The sequence below is a fragment of the Bacillus sp. G16 genome, from assembly GCF_021282335.1.
Classification (GTDB): Bacteria; Bacillota; Bacilli; order Bacillales; family Bacillaceae; genus Bacillus; species Bacillus inaquosorum.
Genome location: NZ_JAJSOZ010000005.1, coordinates 121,458 through 145,428 on the forward strand (window position 1 = coordinate 121,458; position 23,971 = coordinate 145,428).

Below are 23,971 nucleotides of genomic sequence, written 5' to 3' on the forward strand. Positions count from 1 at the left end.
ACGTTTAGTATTATATAGAATGACCAGTCAGTCAATAAAAAATGTAATGGAGGATATGATGAATCACGTTATTAATTTCGTTCTGAAAAACAAATTCGCCGTATGGCTGATGACGATTATTGTAACAGCAGCCGGCTTGTATGCGGGTATGAATATGAAGCAAGAATCCATTCCTGACGTGAACATGCCTTACCTAACGATCAGTACGACATATCCGGGTGCGACCCCAAGCCAAGTGGCTGATGAGGTGACCAAACCGGTTGAACAAGCGGTGCAGAATTTGGACGGAGTCAGCGTTGTGACGTCAACGTCCTACGAAAACGCATCGTCGGTCATGATTGAATATGACTATGAGAAAGATATGGACAAAGCGAAAACAGAAGCGGCTGAAGCCTTAGAAAACGTCAGCCTGCCTGATGACGCGAAGGATCCGGAAATTTCACGCTACAGCTTGAACTCCTTCCCGATTCTGACGCTGAGCGTGTCCAGTGATAAAGACAACCTGCAAGAACTGACAAAACAAGTGGAAGACAGCCTCGTTTCTAAGCTTGAAGGCATAGAAGGCGTTGCTTCAGTCCAAGTATCAGGCCAGCAGGTGGAAGAGGTTGAATTCTCTTTCAAAGAAGACAAACTGAAAGAATACGGCCTTGATGAAGATACAGTCAAACAAGTGATTCAAGGTTCAGATGTGACAACTCCGCTTGGATTGTACACATTCGGAAATGAAGAAAAATCTGTCGTCGTCAGCGGCGATATCGAAACAATTAAAGATTTAAAGAATATGAGAATCCCAACGGCATCAGCTTCAAGTGCAGGCAGCAGCGCAGCATCACAAGCGGCAGCGCAGAGTGCACAAGCAGCTCAAAGCGCGCAAGCGGCAGCACAGGCGCAGCAAAGCGCAAGCACAGATGTGCCGACGGTTAAGCTTTCTGACATTGCCACAATGAAAGATGTGAAAAAAGCTGAGTCCGTTTCGCGCACAAATGGCAAAGACAGCATCGGCATCAACATCGTCAAAGCAAACGATGCGAATACAGTAGAGGTTGCTGACGATGTCAAAGATGAGCTGAAGCAGTTCAAAGAAGACCATAAAGGCTTCGACTATAGCGCAACACTCGACATGGCAGAGCCGATCACACAGTCAGTTGACACGATGTTAAGCAAAGCCATTTTCGGTGCTATTTTTGCGATTGTGATTATTCTCTTATTCTTAAGAGATATCAAATCAACATTAATTTCGGTTGTTTCTATTCCATTATCACTGCTCATCGCACTTCTTGTGCTGCAACAGCTTGATATCACACTGAATATCATGACGCTCGGCGCAATGACTGTTGCAATTGGACGGGTTGTCGATGACTCTATCGTTGTTATCGAAAACATTTACCGCCGCATGAGACTCAAGGATGAGCCGCTCCGCGGAAAAGCCTTGGTTCGTGAAGCGACGAAGGAAATGTTTAAACCGATCATGTCATCAACGATTGTGACAATTGCGGTATTCCTGCCGCTCGCACTTGTAGGCGGACAAATCGGTGAGTTGTTTATTCCGTTTGCCTTAACGATTGTTTTTGCACTTGCCGCATCCCTGGTGATTTCGATCACGCTTGTGCCGATGCTGGCGCACAGCCTGTTCAAAAAATCATTAACGGGCGCGCCAATCAAAGCGAAAGAGCACAAACCTGGCAGACTTGCAAACATCTATAAAAAAGTATTGAACTGGGCGCTGAGCCACAAATGGATCACGTCTATCGTCGCCATTCTGATGCTGCTTGGAAGCTTGTTCCTCGTACCGTTAATCGGTGCCAGCTACCTGCCGTCCGAGGAAGAAAAAACGATGCAGCTCACATACAGCCCAGAACCGGGTGAAACGAAAAAAGAAGCCGAAGATGAAGCTGAAAAAGCGGAAAAAATCCTGCTTGACCGTAAGCATGTCGATACGGTTCAGTATTCATTAGGCTCTGGCAGCCCGCTTGCCGGAGGAGATTCTAACGGTGCGTTATTCTATATCAAATATGAAAGCGACACGCCTGACTTTGATAAAGAAAAAGACAACGTGCTGAAGGAAATCCAAAAGCAATCTGACCGCGGAGAATGGAAGTCACAGGACTTCAGCTCTTCAGGCAATAACAATGAATTAACATACTATGTGTATGGCGATTCAGAAAACGACATTAAAGACACGGTCAAAGACATTGAAAAAATCATGAAAGATGAAAAGGATCTGAAAAACGTAAACTCAGGCCTTTCCAGCAAATACGATGAATATACATTTGTCGCTGACCAAGAAAAATTAAGCAAACTCGGTTTAACTGCGTCTCAAATTTCTCAGGCCTTAATGACACAAACATCACAGGAACCGCTCACAACCGTGAAAAAAGACGGCAAAGAGCTTGATGTGAACATTAAGACGGAAAAAGACGAGTATAAGAGTGTGAAAGATTTAGAGAACAAAAAGATTACTTCTGCGACTGGCCAGGAAGTCAAAATTGGCGATGTCGCCAAAGTGAAAGAAGGATCAACATCTGATACCGTGTCAAAACGTGACGGCAAAGTCTATGCAGATGTCACGGGTGAGGTTACATCTGACAACGTCACAGCCGTATCAGCTGATGTCCAGAAGAAAATTGATAAGCTTGACCTGCCTGATAACGTAACGATTGATACAGGCGGGGTATCAGCAGATATCGCTGATTCCTTTACGAAGCTTGGTTTAGCGATGCTGGCAGCAATAGCGATCGTTTACCTCGTGCTTGTGATTACATTTGGCGGAGCACTAGCGCCATTTGCGATTCTGTTCTCATTGCCGTTCACAGTCATCGGTGCCCTGGTCGGACTTTATGTATCAGGTGAAACGATCAGTCTGAACGCAATGATCGGTATGCTCATGCTGATCGGTATCGTTGTCACGAATGCCATTGTCTTAATTGACCGCGTCATCCATAAGGAAGCGGAAGGACTGTCTACGAGAGAAGCGCTCTTAGAAGCCGGCTCTACACGACTCCGTCCGATCCTGATGACAGCCATCGCGACAATCGGCGCCTTGATTCCGTTAGCGCTAGGCTTCGAAGGCGGAAGCCAGGTCATTTCAAAAGGACTCGGCGTAACGGTTATCGGCGGTTTGATCAGTTCAACGCTTCTGACGCTCTTGATCGTGCCAATCGTATATGAAGTATTGGCGAAGTTCCGCAAGAAAAAACCGGGAACGGAAGAAGAGTAAAAAAAACAAAAAGCCTCAGCTCTGCTGAGGCTTTTGTGCGTTTTCACCTGTAAGATTATGTACATTTTGTTGCGATTTTTTTAACTCATAGTATAATTAAAGGTTGTTAGTGTAAAAATGGATCGGATACTCTTAAGTAGGATGATGAGATAATGAAACGTGCACGCATAATATACAATCCGACTTCGGGACGGGAGATCTTTAAAAAGCATCTTGCCCAGGTCCTGCAAAAATTTGAACAAGCCGGCTATGAAACCTCCACCCATGCGACGACATGCGCAGGAGACGCGACGCACGCCGCCAAGGAAGCGGCATTGCGTGAGTTTGACTTAATCGTTGCGGCAGGCGGGGACGGGACGATCAACGAGGTCGTCAACGGGCTTGCGCCTTTAGACAACCGTCCGACACTCGGTGTCATTCCTGTCGGTACAACGAATGATTTTGCGAGAGCGCTTAATATTCCGCGTGAGGATATTTTAAAAGCGGCAGATACGGTCATTAACGGCGTTGCCCGCCCGATTGACATCGGACAGGTCAACGGCCAGTATTTTATCAATATCGCCGGCGGAGGCCGTCTGACGGAGCTGACGTACGACGTGCCAAGCAAACTCAAAACGATGCTCGGCCAGCTTGCCTATTATTTAAAGGGAATGGAAATGCTGCCTTCACTTCGTCCGACAGAAGTCGAGATTGAATATGACGGCAAGCTGTTTCAAGGTGAAATCATGCTGTTTTTGGTCACGCTGACAAATTCCGTCGGCGGGTTCGAAAAGCTCGCGCCGGATTCCAGTTTGAATGACGGCATGTTTGATTTGATGATACTAAAGAAAGCAAACCTTGCTGAATTTATCAGGGTCGCAACGATGGCGCTACGCGGCGAACACATCAACGACCAGCACATTATTTATACAAAAGCGAACCGCGTGAAAGTCAATGTATCAGAAAAGATGCAGCTGAACCTGGACGGCGAGTACGGCGGCATGCTGCCGGGCGAATTCGTGAATCTGTATCGACACATTCACGTCGTCATGCCGAAGGAGAAAGCGGAACAGCTGGATGACTAAAAACTTGGCTTGTACAGGCCAAGTTTTTCTTTCGCTTAAAACTAGAGGTGATTATAGATGAAAATGAAACCCCCAGTAGAAAAGAATGAATACTACGACGTGACATTTGAGGATTTGACCCACGAAGGAGCGGGCGTCGCAAAGGTGCAGGGCTTCCCGATCTTCGTGCCGAACGCCCTTCCGGAGGAAAAAGCCCAAATCAAAGTGACCCGAGTCAAAAAAGGGTTCGCCTTTGGCCGCCTGATTGAGCTGAAGGAAGAAAGCCCGCATAGAACGGATGCCCCATGCCCGATTTACAAACAATGCGGCGGCTGCCAGCTTCAGCACATGACCTACGAAGGCCAGCTCTTGTTTAAACAGAAACAAGTCAAAGACGTGTTAGAACGGATCGGCAAGCTGGACCTGTCCAACGTCACCGTGCACCCGACACTTGGCATGCAAGACCCTTGGAACTACAGAAACAAAGCGCAGGTGCCGGTAGGAGAACGGGAAGGCGGACTCGTCGCCGGATTTTATCAGCAAAGAAGCCATGACATCATCGACATGAGCGCCTGCCTGATCCAGCAATCCAAAAACGACGAAGCCGTCCAAGCCGTCAAAGACATTTGCGCCAAATACGGTGTCAAAGCCTACAACGAAGAACGCCACAAAGGCTGGCTCCGCCACATCATGGTCAGATACGGCGTCGTTACGGGCGAAATGATGATCGTCTTCATCACAAGAACAAACGACTTCCCGCACAAAGCGAAGATCATTGAAGACATCACAGCGCAATTCCCGCACGTCAAATCCATCGTGCAAAACATCAACCCAAACAAAACAAACGTCATCTTCGGAAACGAAACAAACGTCATCTGGGGCGAAGAATACATCTACGACCTGATCGGAGACGTCAAATTCGCCATCTCCGCCAGATCGTTCTATCAGGTTAACCCAGAGCAAACAAAGGTGCTCTACGACAAAGCGCTTGAATATGCGGAGCTTCAAGGTGAAGAAACCGTCATCGACGCCTACTGCGGCATCGGAACGATTTCTCTCTTCCTAGCGAAACAGGCGAAAAAAGTGTACGGTGTTGAAATTGTACCGGAAGCAATTGAGGATGCTAAAAGAAACGCAGAATTAAACGGCATCACAAACGCAGAGTTCGCGGTCGGGGAAGCGGAAACCGTGATTCCAAAATGGTATGAAGAAGGCATCACGGCCGATACGCTAGTCGTCGATCCGCCAAGAAAAGGCTGCGACGAAGCCCTTCTGCGGACGATTGTGGAGATGAAACCGAAGCGGGTAGTGTATGTGTCCTGTAATCCTGGAACGCTTGCGAGAGACCTGCGGGTGCTTGAGGAAGGCGGGTATCAGACGCTCGAAGTGCAGCCTGTGGATATGTTTCCGCATACGAATCATGTGGAGTGTGTGGCGAAGCTCATATTGAAATAAACAGTGTCTCTTTTAGAGGACACTGTCTTTTTTTGTGAATTATTAAAAAATGAATGAAGTGAAGTATTGCTTTTATTAACCGATAAAAATATAAAACTAGCTTATTTGAATGTGGTAAAATTAACAAAAAAGTTTATCCGAAAGTATTTTAGTGTTAATTATCATGTGAATTCAAACGTATACTTATAAAAAGAGAGTAAAAATGAAAAGGTGAAGGAAATGATAGTTTATGAAGCTACAAAAGAAGAGTTTCTAAGTGATGTGTTTGACGATAAATTGGTGACGAATATCTATAAAAACTACAATGATAAAATTGGCAGAATAAATGAGAGAGAGGTTAGGTCTTGGGATAACTCTATGCAGTATATGTATAGGGTATTAAGTGATAGAGAAATTCCTAAGGATGCAGGAATTGCTATTGAGTTTAAAATACCACATACTTCGAAGCGTATTGATTTTCTTATATCTGGATCAGATAAGGATTATCGTTCATCTGTTGTGATTGTAGAACTTAAACAATGGGAGAAAGTTGAGAAAATTAATGGTAAAGAGGCTATTGTTAAAACGTTTATAAATCAAGGTTTACGGGAGACAACCCATCCCTCTTATCAAGCTTGGTCTTATGCTGCATTAATCAAAGACTATAATGAAAATGCTCAGAAAGAAGATATCAATCTATATCCTTGTACATACTTACATAACTACTTGAATCAGGGTGCAGATGATCCGTTAACTGATTCAATATATGATTATTATATAAAAGAAGCACCTGTTTTTATCAAAGGTGATTCAGGTAAACTTCGTGATTTCATTAAAAAGTATGTTAAGTATGGGGACAACAAAGAAATTCTATATACAATAGATAAGGGAAAAATAAGGCCTTCAAAGTCTCTTCAAGATTCGTTAAATAGTATGCTTCAAGGTAATCAAGAGTTTATGATGATTGATGATCAAAAAGTGGTTTATGAGGCTGCTTTACATTTAGCAAATGAAGCGTTACGTACAAACACAAAACAAGTCTTAGTTGTTGAAGGCGGCCCTGGTACAGGAAAGTCTGTTCTTGCAATAAATTTATTAGTAGAAGCAACAAATCGAAGTCTGGTTGCACAATATGTAACAAAAAATGCAGCTCCGAGAAATATATATGCTACTAAGTTAAAACAAAATTTTCGAAAGGGGCACATTGATAATTTATTTACAGGATCGGGCAGTTATGTTAATGCTCCATCAGATGAATTTGATGTTTTGATTGTTGATGAATCGCATCGATTAAATGAAAAATCGGGGTTATTTAATAACCTTGGGGAAAATCAAATTAAGGAAATAATAAATGCTTCCAAATTTTCTGTTTTTTTTATAGATGAACGTCAAAGAGTGACGCTAAAGGATATTGGGAGCATTGATACAATTCATAAATTTTCAAAAGAATTAGGTGCCAAGATTACAAATATGAAACTGGATTCACAGTTTCGTTGCAATGGTTCAGATGGTTATATAAGCTGGTTAGATGATGTTCTGCAAATTCGGGAAACAGCGAATTCTAATTATATTGGAACGAGCTATGATTTTCGTATATATAAAAATCCAAATGAACTGCGTAAAGAGATAGAAAAGCTGAATAAAGTTAATAATAAATCTCGAATAGTTGCCGGTTACTGTTGGAATTGGGTGAAGGAAGGAAAAGCTAAAACAGAATTCCATGATATCGAGATTCCTGAATATCAATTCGGAATGAGTTGGAATTTAAATAACTCTGACACGTGGGCAATTGATGAAGATTCTGTTAATGAGATAGGTTGTATACACACATGCCAAGGTTTGGAATTTGATTATGTAGGTGTAATTATAGGTGATGATCTAGTATGCAGGGATGGAGTAGTATTGACCGATCATTCAAAGCGGGCAAAAACAGATACCTCCTTACGTGGTTTGAAGAAAATGTTAAAGCAAAATTCAGATGAAGCGGAGAAGCTTGCAGACGAAATTATTCGCAACACATACAGAACATTGATGACTCGGGGACAGAAAGGTTGTTTTATTTATTGCATAGACAAAGAATTGGAAAATTACTTTTTAAAGAGGTTGAAACAGATGCAAATGAATTATAAAGAGAAGTTTTTTAAGTCTTCATTAGTTGCTGAAGAAAAAGCACAATACAAGTATTAAATAACATGATGCTATTAAAACAGACGCAGCCTAAGCTGCGTCTTGTCCTTAACCAAGCGTTCCGTTTTCTGCAATCGTTATTTCCTTGTCAAAGATGGCTTTGTCTGCTAGGGAGTTCGTTGAATCGTTTGCAGCTTTGCTTGTCATGTTTCTGGATGCCACATTTACTTCATTTCCTAAGGAAGAACTGATAAAGCTTACACCGATCAAAGCAATTACAGCGCACAAAGTCAGTTTAAATTTCATACAAACAATCCCCTCTCTGAATTTGTTTGCGGGCATGAACCATCTTTTTGAAACAGATAACAGAATCATCCATCTGCCCAATTTCAGTATAAAACTTTGCGGCTAATAATGCCAACTCTTCCATATAAGGATATCCCTGGGATGTCTCTAATTTGTTGAAAACATTTAATAAAATGGACGCTTCTCCTTTTTTGATAAACAGCGCCTGTAATCCTTCAAACATAATTTTAAATAGGCCATCGTCAAATTCACATGCGAAGCGTACGCCTTTTCTGAAACAATCCATTGCCTGTTCTTGTTTATGTTGAAGAAAATAAATTAAGGCTAAATCGTGGTAAGCTTGTGTCAAGTTGTTGAAATTTGATTTTTTAAATTGGAGTATCGATTTCTCCATGTATTTTGCTGCTTTCGTCAATTCACCCATTTTAAGATAACAATTTCCAATATTGAATAAAGCTTGGCCGTAAATCCGCTTGTTTTTGCTTTCAAGCAGCCGTGCGCCTTTTAGTGCCTGTTCGAGGTGAGGGAGCGCCTTTTCATGACTTTCTAAATCGTCGTAGTTTCCTGCGATTACAAAATGGCATTGTATGCGGCGGACTGAGTAAAGGTCGTGCGTTTTATAGATGTTATACGCCTGAGAAGAATAGTGCATGGATACGTGGGTTTGTTTCATATGATAAAACACTTCAGCCATTTTAAAATAAAATTCCGCCCGCTCAATTTCATCTGAAATATAAGGAATGGTGTTTTCCGCTTTTTGATAGAATGTAATGGCACTTAAGAAATTGCCCTGTTTGAATTCATACATCCCTTGAAAAAAATAATAGTAGTATTCAACGAGTTTCTCCATTTTCCTGTTGCTTCCTTCAATTCTCTTTAAATATTCTGACAACTCCATTTGGTTTCCTTCAGATGGAATCACATAATCAATCATAAGCTGATGACGAAATGCAATGAGCTGATAGTAAATCAAGAGATCTTGGTCTTCTTCCATGATGTCAATGTCCCGTTCGATCTCAGCTTTAAGCATTTCAGAGTCAGTCACATTAAACTTTTGAATATGCCGGTTCCACTCATTAATTTTCATCCCAACGTGCGGAGACGAAATTGTGCCCAAACTGCTCACCCTTCCTCTTCTCACTAATTATGTAAATTTTATCAATACTGAAATTTAATAGGAAGGGTTTGAGAGACCGCAAAATAAATTTTCGGTGTGATCCGCAAATGGCAGTTTGGGTGTTTCGCGTTATATTTGGTTTTGTGAAGGTAGTACAATCTCAACTTTTGAACTTTGGATTGCGGTTATTACGACTGAGCAGTTTCGTCGTATTCTTTTAGCAGTTTTTCTGTCTTATGCATTTCTTTGAGCATAGGATTCATGTAGTCGTTAGCTGATTCTAGGTATGCTCTTGTCAAAGTGTCTAATTTGTTTCTAATTTTAGAAAAGCCTTCTTCAAATTGTTCCTCAGATGAATGTTGGATAAAGACTATTGCTTCTTCGTATCTTTTTAATATGTTTTTGACCATTGGAGTTGGATTCTTTTGATGAATTGTTTTTATTGCTACGATTGTTAAATTAATTTGTTTTATTAATTCTTTTCTTACTGTCAAGGTGATGCTCCTTTTAAATTTCTATTCCATTTGAGAGTTGCTATATCTGTTTAATGGTTTGATAGACTACTCATCTTTATAATTTAGAGCAATTTTTACAACTTGTTCCGCTGTGTAATCTTCATTGCTCCAGAAAATTAAATCACTTGGTGCCGGATGAGGAACATTTTTCTCTAATAAATCGAGATATTCACTGACTTTCTCATTATCTAATGTTGGGTTCATTAATTCCTTTACAAGAAAGATCAACTCTTCTTTTGTCAGTTTATCCATTGTTTACCCTCCAATAGATTGTATCTACATTGATTTTACAAATGACTTTATTTCTTCTGGTAATGTTATAGGTTGTTTGCATAATGATAGATAATTGTCTTGAGAAAGGTTAGCCTCATTATAGAGTTTATTAATTGTATTTATAATCAATATATATTTATATGGAAAACCTCTAAAATTTCTTTATTTTAGATTGGTTTATAAAAAATAGCTCAGCAGAGTAGGGCTGAGCTATTTTTTAATTATAGACCGAGGTAGCTAATTACAAATTCTTTATCATCCTCATCTTCAGGCAAAATACCAAGGTTTTTATATTCCCATATTGCGATTCTTTCATATCCATCTAATTCTGATGCTAAAATATCATCATAATTATAATCTAATTGGAATTCTCCGCTACGATCCAATGTTAGTGTAAGGTTCGTCCAAACATCATCGTTATTATTTCTGTGTTCAGTTTTTAATTCTTCAAAAAGTTCTCTTAGCTCTCTTAACAACGTCTTGAAGATATCCTTGCTTACGTTGTAATGGTTAGGTATATCTTGTGAATAAATAATTTGATTATTTTCTGGTGTCTTGAAGTGAAAGAGAACCATGGTAGAGTCATTTAATACTTCTGCATAAAGATAAATTTTTGTCCATTCACAAGGTATGATGTCATTTAATTTCTGACTAATAAGCTGGTACAAATCTTGCATTTTTTTAGTTTCCAATCTTTTCACCTTCAATCGTCGAGAAATCTTAGTTATCAAAAATAGCTCAGCAGAGAAGGGCTGAGCCATTTTTGATTTATAGACCGAAGTAGTTTATTACAAATTCTTTGTCGTCCTCATCTTTAGGCAATATCCCTAAATTTTGATATTTCCAAACATCTCGTCTTTGAAGGTCATCAAGTTCAGACGATAAAACATCATCATAATTATAATCAATTGAAAACTTTCCGGTGTTTTCTAATTTTAAAGTGAGATTTGTCCAATTATCTTGGTTGCCTAGTTTAAATTCTTCTTTTAGTTCTTCAAATAGCTCTTGAAGTTCAATTAGCAGTTGATCGTAAATCTCTTCGCTTACATTAAATTGTTCAGGTATATTATGAGAATATAAATAATCACTATTATTTGATGTTGTAAAATAAAAGTATATATCTGCTGAGTCATCAAGTATTTCAGCATATAAAACGATCTTTTTCCATTGAGATGGGATCATTTCATTTAGATATTCAGCAATCTTTTGATATAGTTCACCTATTTTTACAGTTTCCATTAAATTAACCTTTAACTTTGAATTGTTGATGGCATTATTTAATATTTAAATAATCCTTAACAAATTCTTTATCCTCTTCGTCTTCAGGGAAAATACCCAAGTTATTGTACTCCCAAATCATTTGTCTTTGGTATTCGTCCAAAGTAGATTCAATAACATCTTCATAATCATAATCAATTGAGAACGTTCCATTGCTTTCAAGATTCAGTGTCAAATTTGTCCATGCTTCAGGATTATTTTCTTTAAACTCATTGTGTAACTGTTTAAATAACTCTTGAAGATCTATTAATAGTTCGGTATAAATCTTTTTACTGACTTGAAATTGTTCTGGAATGTCGTGAGAGTATATATATTCATCGTTTTCTGGTGTTTGAAAGAAAAAATACACTTCTCTGGAACCGTCTAGTATTTCGGCATAAAGAACAATTTTACTCCAATCAGCAGGAATTATTTTTCCTATGACATCAGTTATTTGTAGATAAGTTTTTTCTAACATCATTATCCCAACTTTATTAAATTGGATTTTCAGGATATTCTTCTAAATATTTTTTTATTAATTTTTGTAATGATGGATCCTTAGGTTCTTCCCCTAAATATTTAAATTTCCAGATGATAAACTGATCACTGAAACTATAATCTGTCTTAAACCAATCTGTATAATCAAAGTTGACAGTTAATTTTCCTGATCTTTCTAGGCTAAGAGTGAAGGAGTAAAATAATTCTTGATCATGATCTTTGAAAACATCTCTCATTTTTTCGCTTAGTTTAAATAATTCCATCTCATACTGATCGAATTCATTTTCGTCAATATCATATTCAAACGGAATTTCAAGACTGTACTTAAAATGATTAGGTTCATTTTGAGAATTATAAAAAAAGTAAGTGCCTCCACCTGTCTCTGAAACCTGAGCATAGAACAAAAATTTCTCCCATGGTTCTGGTATCATTTCGTTAACGGTTTCAGCTATGTTTCTATATAATGCATTTAATTCATTTTCCAAAAAAGACTCATCCTCCAGCATTGCTACTCTGGACAAAGCTCTAGCAAATCATGAAATAATGCCAGTTCTACCGTGACTTGAGGACCGAATAAAGGCGCTGTTTTTATATCAAGATCACAAATGATTTCGTTCATTTCTTGATAATCAAGAGCGTTGTATCCCATTTGTTTTAGAGTTTGGTTCACTTTTGCATCGAATTCCTGTTGAGGCATAGAATATGTTTGTGTACTAAAACCATCTAGGATTGGAGTTGTTCTCTTTGGATCAATGTTTTCTAACTCAAATTCATGTTGTATGTAAAAGATAGGAGCCAACTTAGAAATCATTAGTTTGCTGCTATAGCTTATATTAAAATCATTTTTTACAAATGGTTCAAATTCAAATCTAAATGTAGCAGAAGGCCAAATTTCATCCTCATTTGTATTTTCATAACTTATTTTTTCTGTTTTTAAATAAGACTTTAATGAGTCAGAGAGGATAATTTCTTGTTTACATAAAGATAGATACTCTTCTTGTGTAGACTCTTTATTGTAGAATTTATTAATAGCATCAGCAATCAATTTATCCATAAGGGTACCTCCCAAAATATCTATTTTATTCTTAAATCATGTCCGCCTGATTTGTCCGCTTCTTTAGTAGGATTAAGGTTAAAATCGACTTCCCCTTGATGTTTCCCTCTTTTATTTAAGACTTCAAAGCGCCCATGTTGTGTATCTAGAGCATAATATGTTTTACTTTTTGAATCGTAGTATACATCTCGTTTATTAATTGTGGATAGTTTAGAATCTTTTTTCCAGCCATTCTGTTTAGCAATTGGGGCGGCGGTTTCTCTTATAAAAGCAATTTTTTCATTGATGTTCATGCTATACATTTTCTTTTCAAAAGATGTAACATCAAAAGTACTACTTTTCGAAGGTGATTTCCCACTATTTGATTGAAATAATACACTTTCTTTTTTTGATACATCTCTAAGAAGTTCAGTATTTAGAACGTTATGAACATCTTGTATTTTTTGTAAGTCACCCGCAAAAGCAAATTGATTTGTTCTATTAGAAAGCATGTTACTGAACATTTCTGAGGTAGTAACAAGTGCTTTACTGCCTTTTGTAATAGTTTTTTGAGCTGTGAGTGTTCCTAGCTTTCCAACTTTATCTATACCTTTAGTTCCAATAAGTGCTGTTACAACAGTGGCCAGGGAATAGGTGATCCAACGTGATCTTGACTCTGCGTCTCCGTTTACCATATCACGCTTCCATGAATCGGATAACGCTGCCCATATATTAACTCCCGTAAACGTAACTGTTGCGAGTTGCTGGGTGGGAGAGGAGTTTAAAAATTTGTATACACTGTTAATTGTCTCTGGTGCATGTAAAATCATATCCTTCACACCAAGAGCAGTGTCTTTTCCAAAGTTGTATAATCCCTCACCAATTCCTTTTAAAATTTTAGCTTCCTGCTTAGCCGTTTCTAATTGTATCACATACTGTTGTTGATAAGGCTCAAGGTTCTCATACCCAATCTTCTTCGCAATTTCTAAGTACTCATCCGGGTCAGACACACCATCCGCAAGCTTTTTCTTCAAATCTTTGATCTCGCGTTCCTTCGCTTCCTCTTTCTTAATCTTCAAGTAAGCATCCGTCCGCTTCTCGATGTCGCCTTTTTTCTTATGTATGTCGCTCTCACGGTACGCCCTGGCGTTGTAGTGAATGGGTGTGGCGTTTTTGCCTTTGCCCGTTGCTTCTTGGAGCTTTTGGAAGTCGGACTTGATGAATTGTTCGTTTGGTTCTGACAGGGCGTATTCTGTCTTCAGGTCTTCGTCTAAGGCGTCCAATTTTTCCAGTGTTTTTTTTCGTTTGTCGTTGGCATCTGCCAGCTCGTCTTTGAAGGTTTCTGTTGAAAACAGGTCGAGCGGGAGGATGTCGTCGATATCATTCAAGATGTCTTTCATGGCTTTTTTCTGTTCGGACATGATGGACTTTGATTTTTTGTGGGCATTTGCCATTTCGTGTTCCAGAAAGGATTCTTCGATGTATGCGTCAGAGAGGCCTTTGTCCTCAACGGCTCCGGCGATGCTGTTGAAAAATGCGATTTTTATGTCGATGTAGTCGATCCATTGGTCGGTGACGCCGACGTGGTCATGGTAGAAGGCTTTGATGTTGCTGGCGCCTTTTCCTGAGAATTCGCTGTCACTTAGATCAGCGACGCTTTTTAAAGCTTTCTCAAGTTCACCATTTGCATCCTTAGTACTTTGTACTCTTTTGCACGGTCTGTCGCTTCCGAAAGCAGTGTTTTCGCTTCAAATACTTTCATGACCATTTCCCTTCTTTTGTTCGCTCAATATCAAAATTTTACCACGGAGCAGGATGAGGGTGGGTGTGAGAACGTGTTTTGGTGGAAAAATGAGTCATTTGGCATATGTCTTTATTCATGAAGGGATTGGTGGAAACATGGTCGAAATGATATTGATCACTAAACATTTTTTGGAAGTTGGGATTCTATATTGTATTTTTAAGGAGCATGTTGATGAAGAAAAAACGGGTTACATTTAGTTTATTAGGGTTAATGGTATGCGCCATTGCTCTGTATGTTCAGTTACACAATAAAGACAATATTCCTGTCAAAGCTTCCGCCATCCACCCTGAAGAAGACCGCATCTTTTTTATCTACTCCAATCCTCTCATAAAAGAAAGCACGCTGCTCTCAACCTCAACAGGCGAAAGGTTTAATAGGCGCACGTTCAAGGTGGCGGATGTGCCTTATATTCAAACGAAATCTGTCGCATCAACAGACATTGTATTATTAGCGGAGCACGAGCCTTTTTACTATACGCTGGAGAAGGATGTGGTCAAAGAGCATCTGCTGTCAGATCCATTTGCGTTTTGGTATGAGGGGGAGGATGTCACTGTTAAGGCCTATAATGTTGATACGACGGGGAATGAGATATACATAAACGACAGAAAAACGAAAAAGGAATATCAGCTCACCTTGCCTTCGCTTGTCACGATGGGGGCCAGTGATGAGAACTATATTTATATCATCCAAGGCATGTCTATTTATGTGATCGATAGAAAAACAGAGGAAATCATTGAAACCCTAGGTTTAGCCTCATACGCAGATAAATTCGCAGACTCGGAGGAATTTATTGTCGCGAGCTCGCAGCATGAACTGACTGTTATTGAAAAAGGAACATGGAAGACGACATATATTCCGTATCCTGATGAGCTTGAATACGCTGATACCGTGTACTATGACAAAGAAAGCTGCACCTTTTACGTGACGTATGAAGACAAAGAGGGTGAAGCGAACTTGCTGGAATATGGGAAGGATTTTTTTTTTCACACATACGGCTTGAAATTCCCTTATATGGATGCAAAGTTTAAGGGGAATCAACTGTATATTGTTGCCCAGGAAGAGCATAAAAAGGGCATTGGCGGGTACGTGGGTGTGTTTGATATTCGTTCTAAGAAGAAGCTTTATCAGTTTGATTTGCCTAAGGAACAGGTTAAGGTACAGGATTTTGTTGTGGTTGATTAAAGCTATAGATTCTGAAAGCTCATCAAAGCTCTTAGCGTCTTTTTCTTTTTTGTTCAAGAGTTGATCTTTGCTGATAACGGTGTCGAAATTCTGTGAAACTTTCATTCAAAGTACTCGTATATGAAACAAAAGGAGGACGATGAAGCGATGGGTGGTTCATATTTGAGTGATTTGTGTTCAATGTATCAAAAAGATAAGTTCTTTACCGGATTTGTTCCTGAGGAGCTTTTGACATATGCGTGTGAGCTATTCCCGTTATCGAAGAAAGAAACGGTGACGGCCTTACTGAATTGTTCCATGGGAAATAAAGCGAAAAGCTTTGTTATGTTTACGAGTAAGGGACTGTACTGGAAGAGATTTGGAGAACAAGAAGGATGTGTGACCTGGGAAGCATTCACTGATATCCAATCGATTAAATCGACGGATGATTATGAGATTTGGTTTGAGGGAGAAGAGGTCTTTGATGTCGGCTTCAGTTCATATCCTGCGGATCTGTTGGCAGAGCTGTTGAGGGTAATTCAGCAATTTCTTAGTGAAAATGGCTTGGATTTGCTTACGGAACCCCGGATAGATCATGTATCTGTTTCTGCCAGTGAATTGAGGGAAATCAGTATTTTGTTTCAGAACAGCCATGACAAGATGTTCGGTTTGACCAATGGGCTACTGGTCGGTAACGAGATTTCTGAAAAGAGAGAGGTACGATTGAGAAAACGGCTGCATATTCCTAAGGATCAGGAGATGATCTCCTTCTGGAGTACTTTTCCCGTGAAGCAAACAGATGGCATCACATTAACGGACAAAGGGATTTATTTTTCAGATCCTTTTCTCAGGTTATTTTATCCTTGGCATGTGTTTAAGGAAACGCCTGTGATGTTAAGAGATCAGGAGTTAATTGTGGGGAAAGAGAATGTCATTCAATTGCTGGAAAACCTGATGCCTGCTGAAGACGTGTTTGCTTTTATAGAACAAGTAAAACGAAGAATCAGCGCTGTTACGAGCTAGTGAATGCGTATGTGAAATAAGCATGGACCCTTGCGCAAAGGGTCTTTTTTTTGCGGGGAAAAACAAATTGACAGGATGAAAAAACAATTTCTTCCTTCTGTGTTGTTTTCAAAATATGGGATTGATAGAATATGACATATCTCACAGAGAAGGAGGGAAGCCGTTGAGTCAAGCCATACCGTCTTCGCGTGTCGGTGTTAAGATAAATGAATGGTACAAGATGATTCGCCAGTTCAGTGTTCCGGATGCTGAGGTTCTGAAAGCGGAGGTGGAGCAGGACATTCAGCAGATGGAAGAGGATCAGGATTTGCTGATCTATTATTCTCTGATGTGTTTTCGGCACCAGCTGATGCTGGATTATTTGGAGCCGGGACAAACATACGGGAATCGCCCTACAGTGACAGAGCTTCTGGAAACGATTGAGACTCCTCAGAAAAAACTCACAGGCCTTTTGAAATACTACTCTTTGTTTTTCCGCGGCATGTATGAATTTGATCAAAAAGAATATGTGGAAGCGATCGGGTTTTATCGCGAGGCGGAGAAAGAACTGCCGTTTGTGTCAGATGAAATTGAGAAAGCGGAATTCCATTTTAAAGTGGCAGAAGCGTATTACCATATGAAGCAAACCCATGTGTCGATGCATCATATTCTTCAAGCCTTAGACATTTATCAAAACCATCCCCTATACAGCATTAGAACCATACAAAGCTTGTTTGTGATCGCCGGCAACTATGATGATTTCAAACATTATGGTAGAGCGCTGCCGCATTTAGAAGCGGCGCTGGAATTGGCCATGGACATTCAAAACGACCGGTTTATCGCCATTTCTTTGTTGAACATCGCGAACAGTTATGACAGATCAGGAGACGATCAGATGGCTATAGAACACTTCCAAAAAGCAGCGAAGGTAAGCAGAGAAACGGTCCCTGATCTGCTTCCGAACGTCTTGTTTGGATTAAGCTGGACATTATGTAAAACAGGCCAAACACAGAAGGCGTTTCAGTTCATAGAGGAAGGATTAGGCCATATTAGAACATATCCAAATGCGGGTTCTCACAAATTTTATAAAGAATTGTATCTGTTCTTGCAGGCCGTCTACAAAGAGAGTGTTGATGAGACCAGAATCCTTGAGATGTTAGCCTATTTTGAAAAAAAGAACCTGCACGCTTACATTGAAGCATGTGCCCGCAGCGCTGCCGCTGTTTTTGAAAGCCGCTGTCATTTTGAGCACGCTGCTGCGTTTTATCGGAAAGTGCTGAAAGCGCAAGAAGATATTCAAAAAGGAGAGTGTTTATATGCTTATTAAGAAAAAAGTGTTGATGTGCCTTGGTGTTACCCTTATTTTCGGAAGCATTTCGTTTCCTTTCTTGGCAAACTCCGGCGGCTTTAAGGAATCAACGGATCGAAACACGACGTATATCGATCATTCCCCTTACAAACCCATGGATCAGAAGAAGAAAGCCCTTAGCTAGGGCTTTTTCTTGCTTTACGGAAGACGTTCGATTCTCCACACCGCGGCATTCCTTCTATTTCTAACGCAAGACACTCGAAACAACCAAACCATTTGAGGTATAATGGATAAAGTGAATAACAATATACAGATTGATATATATGAAAGAGAGTGGAGCATCATGGGCCGTAAGTGGAACAATATTAAAGAGAAGAAGGCGTCTAAGGACGCGAATACGAGTCGGATTTATGCGAAGTTTGGCCGTGAGATTTATGTGGCGGCGAAACAGGGCGAGCCTGATCCGGAATCCAACCAGGCGCTGAAGGTTGTGCTTGAGCGCGCGAAGACTTACAGCGTGCCGAAAAATATCATTGAACGTGCGATCGAGAAGGCGAAGGGCGGAGCGGAAGAGAATTTCGATGAGCTTCGTTATGAGGGCTTCGGGCCGAACGGATCAATGATTATCGTTGATGCGCTGACGAATAATGTAAATCGTACGGCGCCGGAAGTGCGTGCGGCGTTCGGGAAAAACGGCGGAAACATGGGTGTGAGCGGATCTGTTGCTTACATGTTTGATGCGACGGCTGTTATCGGTATGGATGGCAAAACAGCTGACGAAGCGCTTGAAATCCTGATGGAAGCGGATGTCGATGTCCGTGACATTTTAGAAGAAGATGACAGCGTGATCGTATATGCTGAGCCGGACCAATTCCATGCGGTGCAGGAGGCGTTTAAAAACGCGGGCGTTGAGGAATTTACAGTAGCGGAGCTGACCATGCTTGCGCAAAGTGAAGTGACGCTTCCGGATGATGCGAAGGAACAGTTTGAAAAGTTGATTGATGCATTAGAGGATTTGGAAGATGTTCAGCAGGTGTATCATAACGTTGATTTAGGTGAATAAGAAGTGAGCAGACTGTCATGGTCTGCTTTTTTCTTTTTAGCTGGTTTAGGCGGCCGCCCATACGATCTATAAGATCTTCTCATACTCTGGACTGTAACCTATGCGAAGGAGAGAGTGGATGAATATGACTGATATTAGACATATGTATGGAGGACCCGGTTTTGGTTATCCTGGCTGTGGTATTGGCCATCAGGGATACAATATGCAAGATGCAGGCTACCCAGGATACGGCATATATGGAGGGGACAGCGGATATCCGGGCCATGGCGCACACAGGGGCTACGGCGGTTATCCAAGCGGCGGCTATGCTGGCTATCCGGGAACTGTAAGTGATCCGAGCTACGGCATGCACCATGAGAACGATGGGCATCACCACTATTATCACCAGCATCATGATGGAAAAGATAATCATCACCACCATCATCATGATGGTAATTACGGCCACCATCACCACCACCATATGGGCAACTGGGGACAAGACGGCTATAAATAAAGATGAGGTAAAAAGAGGCACTCTTGCAGTTCAAGAGTGTTTTTTATCTTTTTCTTGACTGTTCAGTCTGGAAACTGGTAACATTTGTTTCAGGAGGTGATAGCCTTTTGGGGAGGAATAAAGAATTTGATACGGCGCTTGTTCTTCACAGGGCGATAGAGGTTTTCGGAGAGTACGGCTACGAAGGCACGTCTCTTCAGGAACTGCTCTCTCATTTAGGCATTGCGCGCCAAAGTTTGTATGATACGTATGGCACGAAGCGTGATTTGTTTCTGTCAGCTGTGAAAACGTATCTTGAGGGGAAAAATGCTGCCGTTATGGAAAGGCTTGAGGCGCCTGGATCTGTAAAGGAAGCCATTCGTGAAATTTTTCAAGAAGGCGTCAATGTCCTTAAAGATCCGGAACGGGCGAAGGCGTGTTTCATTATTAACAGTGCGATTGAACAGATCCCGCATGATCCTGAGCTTGCCCGGTATTTTGAGGGACAGTCGAAGCAGCTTGAGGACGCTTTTTATCAGGCGCTTTTAAGAGCGAAGGATCAAGGAGAATTGACTGGCGAAGATACTGATATATCTGCGCTTGCCCGATACTTGAATCAGAGCAGGCTGTCTCTGACGTTTGTCGCCAAAGTGACGGCTGATATGGGCCGGCTTCAGGACCATGTTGACGTAAGTTTATCGGTGCTTGATTAACATGTGGTAAAGGATTCTTTGCCCATGTATGCACTTTTCGGACTAAATGGTCTAAAATAAAAATGAGGTGATGATGAATGTTAATGAATGAATTTGAAAAGGCATGTGACACATTGAGAAAGTTTATGGCCTATATGCTTGAGAAGGACATGAAGAGCTGGACGGAGCTTTGGGATGAGAATGCCGTATTTGAGTTTCCTTATGCGCCGGAGGGGTCACCAAAAAGAATAGAAGGAAAGGCGGCCATTTACAATTATATTAAAGATTATCCTGATCAGATTCACCTTTCTTCGTTTACGGCTCCGACAGTGTACCGCTCAGCAGATACGAATACGATCATCGCGGAGTTTCAATGTGACGGCCATGTGATTGAGACTGGGCTGCCTTATCGCCAAAGCTATATCAGTGTCATCGAAACGAGGGACGGCCGCATTGTGCGTTATAAGGATTATTGGAATCCGCTCGTCGTAAAAGAGGCGTTTGGAGGATCATTTTTGCAAACAGAGGAGAGTGGAAAATGATGAAACAGCAGCCGATTTTAATCACGGGCGGGACCGGCACAACCGGGAGCCGAATCGCCAGCCGTTTAATAGAGCTCGGGTACAGAGTGCGTATTGCAAGCCGGAAAAAGGGCACGCTTTCTGATGCTGAGTATGTGTATTTTGATTGGAAGGACACGTCCAGTTTTACACCTGCTTTAGAACAGGTGAAACAGATCTATCTTGTTGCCCCGGTCGGTGTATTTGACCCGGCTCCTTATGTGCTCCCGTTTCTAAAGGAGGCAAAGCGGCTCGGTGCGGAGCGAGTGGTAATGCTCAGTGCGTCGGTTGTCCCTGAGGATGGCCCTGTGTTTGGTGCGCTTCATCGGGCGGTACGTGATTTCCCTGAATGGACGGTGCTCCGGCCTTCTTACTTTATGCAAAACTTCATCAATGTCCAGCATGGCATGTCTATTCAAACGGATGGGCACATCATCACGGCTTCGGGTGAGGGAAAGCTAGGGTTCATCGACGCTGATGACATCGCAGAAACGGCCGTGCGTGCTTTGATAGATGATGTTCCTCATCAAACACATCATATTCTGACAGGACCCGAGGCGCTGAGCTATGCCGAAGCGGCGGAGATCATCGGAGCTGCGGCGGGACGCCGGGTGGAGCACGTCAGCATTTCTCGTTCCGAGCTGCAGAATAGGATGGAGGCAGCAGGTTTGCCGGCGGACTATGCCCGTTTTATGGCGGGGCTGGATGAAGCGATTCGCCATGGTGCGGAACATCGGGTAACGGATACAGTGAAGCGTGTGACGGGAAAAGAACCCCGTTCACTGACTGAGTTTGCGGCAGCTCATGCTGCGTACTGGAAACGCTGACCTCATTTTGGACTGATTGATCTAGAAAGACCTTCGGCGATGCCGAAGGTCTTCTTTTTGAAAAAGCTAAGTCGTGTTTCAGTCATAATCATGCCTCCTGCCTCATACCTATTAAGGTCATTGTTTTTGAGAAAGGAGGAGCCGGAATGAAGGATATGCAGCCGTTTACGCCTGTCAAAACATACACGCCCTTTCACAGCCGTTTTGATCCCTGTCCGCCCATAGGGAAGAAATATTACAGAACGCCGCCTAATCTTTATATGACCTTTCAGCCTGAGCATATGGAGCAGTTCTCGCCAATGGAGGCTTTAAGGAAAGGCACCCTTTGGAAGGATCTCTATGATTTTTATGAAAACCCTTATCGAGGGGGAGACGTACATGGCAAAAAAGATTGATGCCGAATATTACCGTCAGCTTGAGCAAATCCAGGCCGCTGATTTTGTGCTCGTTGAGCTGAGCCTTTATTTAAATACACATCCTCATGATGAAGACGCGCTGAAGCAATTCAATCAATACTCCGGTTATTCAAGGCACTTAAAAAGACAGTTCGAATCCTCTTACGGACCGCTTCTGCAGTTCGGAAACAGCCCCGCGGGCGAGGATTGGGATTGGGGAAAAGGGCCTTGGCCGTGGCAAGTATAAGGAGGAATGCCTGAATGTGGGTGTATGAAAAGAAGCTGCAATACCCTGTCAAGGTCAGTACGTGCAATCCGACGCTGGCGAAATATTTGATTGAGCAGTATGGCGGAGCGGACGGCGAACTGGCCGCAGCTCTCCGGTATTTGAACCAGCGGTATACGATTCCTGATAAGGTCATCGGCCTTTTAACGGATATCGGCACGGAGGAATTTGCCCATTTGGAAATGATTGCGACCATGGTCTATAAGCTGACGAAAGATGCCACGCCGGAGCAGCTGCGTGAAGCCGGGCTCGGCGATCACTATGCCAATCATGATGGCGCGCTTTTTTACCACAATGCGGCGGGCGTGCCGTTTACAGCGAGCTATATCCAGGCGAAGGGCGACCCGATTGCCGATTTATACGAAGACATTGCGGCAGAAGAAAAGGCGCGGGCGACGTATCAATGGCTGATCGATATATCGGATGATCCTGATTTGAACGATTCCCTGCGTTTTTTGCGTGAACGTGAAATCGTGCATTCTATGCGCTTCAGAGAAGCGGTTGAGATTTTAAAAGAAGAACGGGATAAAAAGAAGTTTTTCTAATGGGCAGATGGGCCTCTCTTTCATGCACCCCTTTTACATACAGAGAAAATGTCTGTTTTTGCTGTTAGGTCTGCATTATAATCAAGGTGTGTGCAAGCTTACTTTTTGATTGGGAGGCCTTTATGTCATCTTTTAAGATTAAGAGTAAAACGATTGCAGATGGATTTTACGCGTGTCCGGCCGTGTATGAGGATGCGGAATCGATTACTGGATTGCTCGTCCGAACTGCTGAATGGCTTCGGGATCGGGGCTCTAACCAATGGAGCGGACTGCTGGAAGGGCAAGATACACATGATATCACGGGTTCAATTGAAAATGGACATGTGTTTGTGTTTAAAAAAGACGAAGAGCTTGCGGCTGTCGTGATGCTGCTGCCGGAACCGAGCGAGTGGGACAGGACACTTTGGGGAGATGATGGGCACGAGGAGTCCATTTATTTGCACCGCCTGGCGGTCAGCCGCCGGTTTGCAGGACAGGGGCTTGGCGCGCGTGTTCTTCATTGGGCAGAAACGGGTGTTGACTATCCGGGAAAAACACAGATCCGGCTTGACTGTGTCGCTGATAACGACGCCTTGCACTCCTTTTATCGGCGTATGGGATATGAATTTATGGGTGCCGATCCATCCGGGTATCATTTATTTGAGAAAGAGATTTCGGCAGAATAAGCGTCCTTTGCAGGAGGCTTTTTTGTCTTTTTCTAAAAGGGAGGGCAGGCGATGTGGCCAATTTTTTTTGTAATAGGGATCGTGACGGCTTGTCTGTTCACTAGCGTCTCGTTTTTTGTACGGATGAAGCTTCCTGACAGAAGGTTGCCGGAATGGATGTTGGCCGGGCTGGTTGTCCTTGGCGTGTTTGCGATCTGGTACAGCCTCGCTTTTGTACGCGGCTGGGAGGGGGCTGCGCTCGGAATGCTTGGATTCAATGTCATTTGCGGATCCATTGCCGGATATTTGATCGGAAAAGTCATCCGGCGATACAGGAAAAAATAAGAGTGGCGGCTGCTCTCATGATGTCGAATTTTTCACAGGCGGCAGG

Annotated in this window: 26 protein-coding genes and 3 pseudogenes; 18 read left to right on the forward strand and 11 right to left on the reverse strand. The window is 41.9% G+C overall.

The genetic code is table 11. The annotated features are described in order from the left end of the window. Positions 1-58 precede the first annotated feature (58 nt). From srfP to LWH95_RS07710, 4 genes are all read left to right on the forward strand, one after another. A complete protein-coding gene (srfP, locus tag LWH95_RS07695; protein WP_232919350.1) occupies positions 59-3,217 on the forward strand; it encodes a surfactin resistance protein SrfP in 3,159 nt (1,052 codons plus the stop codon). Between the two features lie 152 nt (positions 3,218-3,369). After that, positions 3,370-4,281, forward strand: a complete 912-nt coding sequence (locus LWH95_RS07700; protein WP_003219448.1) for a diacylglycerol kinase — start codon at positions 3,370-3,372, stop codon at positions 4,279-4,281. A gap of 57 nt (positions 4,282-4,338) precedes the next feature. Continuing rightward, the gene (gene rlmD, locus LWH95_RS07705) at positions 4,339-5,715 is read left to right on the forward strand and encodes a 23S rRNA (uracil(1939)-C(5))-methyltransferase RlmD (protein WP_232919269.1); all 1,377 of its coding nucleotides are present in this window, start codon (positions 4,339-4,341) and stop codon (positions 5,713-5,715) included. Between the two features lie 219 nt (positions 5,716-5,934). Next, complete coding sequence (locus tag LWH95_RS07710; RefSeq protein WP_232919270.1) at positions 5,935-7,881, forward strand: DUF2075 domain-containing protein; 1,947 nt, start codon at positions 5,935-5,937, stop codon at positions 7,879-7,881. A 48-nt stretch (positions 7,882-7,929) separates the two neighbouring features. Here LWH95_RS07710 and LWH95_RS07715 read toward each other — a convergent pair whose 3' ends face one another. The 11 genes and pseudogenes from LWH95_RS07715 to LWH95_RS07765 all read right to left on the reverse strand — a co-directional run. After that, complete coding sequence (locus LWH95_RS07715; protein WP_100276002.1) at positions 7,930-8,127, reverse strand: hypothetical protein; 198 nt, start codon at positions 8,125-8,127, stop codon at positions 7,930-7,932. Further along, positions 8,117-9,244, reverse strand: coding sequence for a Rap family tetratricopeptide repeat protein (locus LWH95_RS07720; RefSeq protein WP_232919271.1), 1,128 nt, complete (start codon positions 9,242-9,244; stop codon positions 8,117-8,119). Before LWH95_RS07720 ends, LWH95_RS07715 begins: the two co-directional genes overlap by 11 nt. A gap of 188 nt (positions 9,245-9,432) precedes the next feature. Further along, on the reverse strand, positions 9,433-9,738 hold the full coding sequence (locus tag LWH95_RS07725; protein WP_003240074.1) for a hypothetical protein: 306 nt from the start codon (positions 9,736-9,738) through the stop codon (positions 9,433-9,435). 66 nt (positions 9,739-9,804) lie between these two features. Then, entirely contained in the window at positions 9,805-10,011 is a 207-nt protein-coding gene (locus tag LWH95_RS07730; RefSeq protein ID WP_003240072.1) for a bacteriocin immunity protein, read from the reverse strand. A 242-nt stretch (positions 10,012-10,253) separates the two neighbouring features. Further along, complete coding sequence (locus LWH95_RS07735; RefSeq protein WP_003240070.1) at positions 10,254-10,724, reverse strand: TIGR01741 family protein; 471 nt, start codon at positions 10,722-10,724, stop codon at positions 10,254-10,256. Positions 10,725-10,800: 76 nt separating this feature from the next. Beyond that, positions 10,801-11,271, reverse strand: a complete 471-nt coding sequence (locus LWH95_RS07740; RefSeq protein WP_232919272.1) for an immunity protein YezG family protein — start codon at positions 11,269-11,271, stop codon at positions 10,801-10,803. A 34-nt stretch (positions 11,272-11,305) separates the two neighbouring features. Further along, complete coding sequence (locus tag LWH95_RS07745) at positions 11,306-11,767, reverse strand: antitoxin YezG family protein (protein ID WP_232919351.1); 462 nt, start codon at positions 11,765-11,767, stop codon at positions 11,306-11,308. 16 nt (positions 11,768-11,783) lie between these two features. Further along, on the reverse strand, positions 11,784-12,272 hold the full coding sequence (locus LWH95_RS07750) for an immunity protein YezG family protein (protein ID WP_232919273.1): 489 nt from the start codon (positions 12,270-12,272) through the stop codon (positions 11,784-11,786). A 23-nt stretch (positions 12,273-12,295) separates the two neighbouring features. After that, positions 12,296-12,841 carry a hypothetical protein gene (locus LWH95_RS07755; protein WP_232919274.1) on the reverse strand — a complete coding sequence of 182 codons (546 nt, stop codon included), beginning with the start codon at positions 12,839-12,841 and terminating at the stop codon, positions 12,296-12,298. Between the two features lie 20 nt (positions 12,842-12,861). Beyond that, positions 12,862-13,344, reverse strand: coding sequence for a colicin E3/pyocin S6 family cytotoxin (locus tag LWH95_RS21710; protein ID WP_332880186.1), 483 nt, complete (start codon positions 13,342-13,344; stop codon positions 12,862-12,864). 80 nt (positions 13,345-13,424) lie between these two features. Beyond that, positions 13,425-14,582: pseudogene (locus LWH95_RS07765) on the reverse strand (ribonuclease YeeF family protein); the annotation flags it as partial. 213 nt (positions 14,583-14,795) lie between these two features. On the opposite strand from LWH95_RS07765, the gene LWH95_RS07770 reads away from it, so the two are divergent. The 14 genes and pseudogenes from LWH95_RS07770 (at position 14,796) to LWH95_RS07835 (ending at position 23,925) form a co-directional block, all read left to right on the forward strand. After that, positions 14,796-15,806 (forward strand): hypothetical protein, encoded by a 1,011-nt coding sequence (locus LWH95_RS07770; RefSeq protein ID WP_232919275.1) that lies wholly within the window; start codon positions 14,796-14,798, stop codon positions 15,804-15,806. Positions 15,807-15,953: 147 nt separating this feature from the next. After that, entirely contained in the window at positions 15,954-16,808 is an 855-nt protein-coding gene (locus LWH95_RS07775; RefSeq protein ID WP_232919276.1) for a hypothetical protein, read from the forward strand. A 163-nt stretch (positions 16,809-16,971) separates the two neighbouring features. Further along, the gene (locus tag LWH95_RS07780) at positions 16,972-18,114 is read left to right on the forward strand and encodes a Rap family tetratricopeptide repeat protein (protein WP_119913523.1); all 1,143 of its coding nucleotides are present in this window, start codon (positions 16,972-16,974) and stop codon (positions 18,112-18,114) included. Beyond that, entirely contained in the window at positions 18,104-18,280 is a 177-nt protein-coding gene (locus LWH95_RS07785; protein ID WP_119913524.1) for a phosphatase RapH inhibitor, read from the forward strand. Before LWH95_RS07780 ends, LWH95_RS07785 begins: the two co-directional genes overlap by 11 nt. 159 nt (positions 18,281-18,439) lie before the next feature. Next, positions 18,440-19,159, forward strand: coding sequence for a YebC/PmpR family DNA-binding transcriptional regulator (locus tag LWH95_RS07790; RefSeq protein WP_133489092.1), 720 nt, complete (start codon positions 18,440-18,442; stop codon positions 19,157-19,159). A gap of 124 nt (positions 19,160-19,283) precedes the next feature. Continuing rightward, on the forward strand, positions 19,284-19,652 hold the full coding sequence (locus tag LWH95_RS07795) for a spore coat protein (RefSeq protein WP_232919352.1): 369 nt from the start codon (positions 19,284-19,286) through the stop codon (positions 19,650-19,652). 107 nt (positions 19,653-19,759) lie between these two features. Further along, complete coding sequence (locus LWH95_RS07800) at positions 19,760-20,344, forward strand: TetR/AcrR family transcriptional regulator (protein ID WP_133488888.1); 585 nt, start codon at positions 19,760-19,762, stop codon at positions 20,342-20,344. Positions 20,345-20,421: 77 nt separating this feature from the next. Then, positions 20,422-20,865: a nuclear transport factor 2 family protein gene (locus LWH95_RS07805; protein WP_119913732.1), complete on the forward strand. Its 444-nt coding sequence runs from the start codon at positions 20,422-20,424 to the stop codon at positions 20,863-20,865. Then, positions 20,862-21,730: pseudogene (locus tag LWH95_RS07810) on the forward strand (NmrA family NAD(P)-binding protein). Before LWH95_RS07805 ends, LWH95_RS07810 begins: the two are co-directional and overlap by 4 nt. A gap of 126 nt (positions 21,731-21,856) precedes the next feature. Continuing rightward, positions 21,857-22,105, forward strand: coding sequence for a spore coat-associated protein CotJA (gene cotJA / locus LWH95_RS07815; protein WP_061186154.1), 249 nt, complete (start codon positions 21,857-21,859; stop codon positions 22,103-22,105). Beyond that, the gene (gene cotJB, locus LWH95_RS07820) at positions 22,089-22,352 is read left to right on the forward strand and encodes a spore coat protein CotJB (RefSeq protein WP_003240040.1); all 264 of its coding nucleotides are present in this window, start codon (positions 22,089-22,091) and stop codon (positions 22,350-22,352) included. The genes cotJA and cotJB overlap by 17 nt, the downstream gene beginning before the upstream one ends. 14 nt (positions 22,353-22,366) lie before the next feature. Next, positions 22,367-22,936 carry a spore coat protein CotJC gene (gene cotJC, locus LWH95_RS07825; RefSeq protein WP_003240039.1) on the forward strand — a complete coding sequence of 190 codons (570 nt, stop codon included), beginning with the start codon at positions 22,367-22,369 and terminating at the stop codon, positions 22,934-22,936. Between the two features lie 122 nt (positions 22,937-23,058). Beyond that, a complete protein-coding gene (locus LWH95_RS07830) occupies positions 23,059-23,601 on the forward strand; it encodes a GNAT family N-acetyltransferase (RefSeq protein WP_133488894.1) in 543 nt (180 codons plus the stop codon). A gap of 22 nt (positions 23,602-23,623) precedes the next feature. After that, positions 23,624-23,925: pseudogene (locus LWH95_RS07835) on the forward strand (YesK-like family protein). Positions 23,926-23,971: the final 46 nt, after the last annotated feature.

Excerpts from the sequence above, each read along its gene's own strand:
- srfP (WP_232919350.1), top strand. The coding sequence starts at position 59 with ATGAATCACGTTATTAATTTCGTTCTGAAAAACAAATTCGCCGTATGG.
- LWH95_RS07700 (WP_003219448.1), top strand. The coding sequence starts at position 3,370 with ATGAAACGTGCACGCATAATATACAATCCGACTTCGGGACGGGAGATC.
- rlmD (WP_232919269.1), top strand. The coding sequence starts at position 4,339 with ATGAAAATGAAACCCCCAGTAGAAAAGAATGAATACTACGACGTGACA.
- LWH95_RS07710 (WP_232919270.1), top strand. The coding sequence starts at position 5,935 with ATGATAGTTTATGAAGCTACAAAAGAAGAGTTTCTAAGTGATGTGTTT.
- LWH95_RS07715 (WP_100276002.1), bottom strand. The coding sequence starts at position 8,127 with ATGAAATTTAAACTGACTTTGTGCGCTGTAATTGCTTTGATCGGTGTA.
- LWH95_RS07730 (WP_003240072.1), bottom strand. The coding sequence starts at position 10,011 with ATGGATAAACTGACAAAAGAAGAGTTGATCTTTCTTGTAAAGGAATTA.
- LWH95_RS07740 (WP_232919272.1), bottom strand. The coding sequence starts at position 11,271 with ATGGAAACTGTAAAAATAGGTGAACTATATCAAAAGATTGCTGAATAT.
- LWH95_RS07745 (WP_232919351.1), bottom strand. The coding sequence starts at position 11,767 with ATGTTAGAAAAAACTTATCTACAAATAACTGATGTCATAGGAAAAATA.
- LWH95_RS07755 (WP_232919274.1), bottom strand. The coding sequence starts at position 12,841 with ATGGATAAATTGATTGCTGATGCTATTAATAAATTCTACAATAAAGAG.
- LWH95_RS21710 (WP_332880186.1), bottom strand. The coding sequence starts at position 13,344 with ATGTTCAGTAACATGCTTTCTAATAGAACAAATCAATTTGCTTTTGCG.
- LWH95_RS07770 (WP_232919275.1), top strand. The coding sequence starts at position 14,796 with ATGAAGAAAAAACGGGTTACATTTAGTTTATTAGGGTTAATGGTATGC.
- LWH95_RS07775 (WP_232919276.1), top strand. The coding sequence starts at position 15,954 with ATGGGTGGTTCATATTTGAGTGATTTGTGTTCAATGTATCAAAAAGAT.
- LWH95_RS07785 (WP_119913524.1), top strand. The coding sequence starts at position 18,104 with ATGCTTATTAAGAAAAAAGTGTTGATGTGCCTTGGTGTTACCCTTATT.
- LWH95_RS07790 (WP_133489092.1), top strand. The coding sequence starts at position 18,440 with ATGGGCCGTAAGTGGAACAATATTAAAGAGAAGAAGGCGTCTAAGGAC.
- LWH95_RS07795 (WP_232919352.1), top strand. The coding sequence starts at position 19,284 with ATGACTGATATTAGACATATGTATGGAGGACCCGGTTTTGGTTATCCT.
- LWH95_RS07805 (WP_119913732.1), top strand. The coding sequence starts at position 20,422 with ATGTTAATGAATGAATTTGAAAAGGCATGTGACACATTGAGAAAGTTT.
- cotJA (WP_061186154.1), top strand. The coding sequence starts at position 21,857 with ATGAAGGATATGCAGCCGTTTACGCCTGTCAAAACATACACGCCCTTT.
- cotJB (WP_003240040.1), top strand. The coding sequence starts at position 22,089 with ATGGCAAAAAAGATTGATGCCGAATATTACCGTCAGCTTGAGCAAATC.
- cotJC (WP_003240039.1), top strand. The coding sequence starts at position 22,367 with ATGTGGGTGTATGAAAAGAAGCTGCAATACCCTGTCAAGGTCAGTACG.
- LWH95_RS07830 (WP_133488894.1), top strand. The coding sequence starts at position 23,059 with ATGTCATCTTTTAAGATTAAGAGTAAAACGATTGCAGATGGATTTTAC.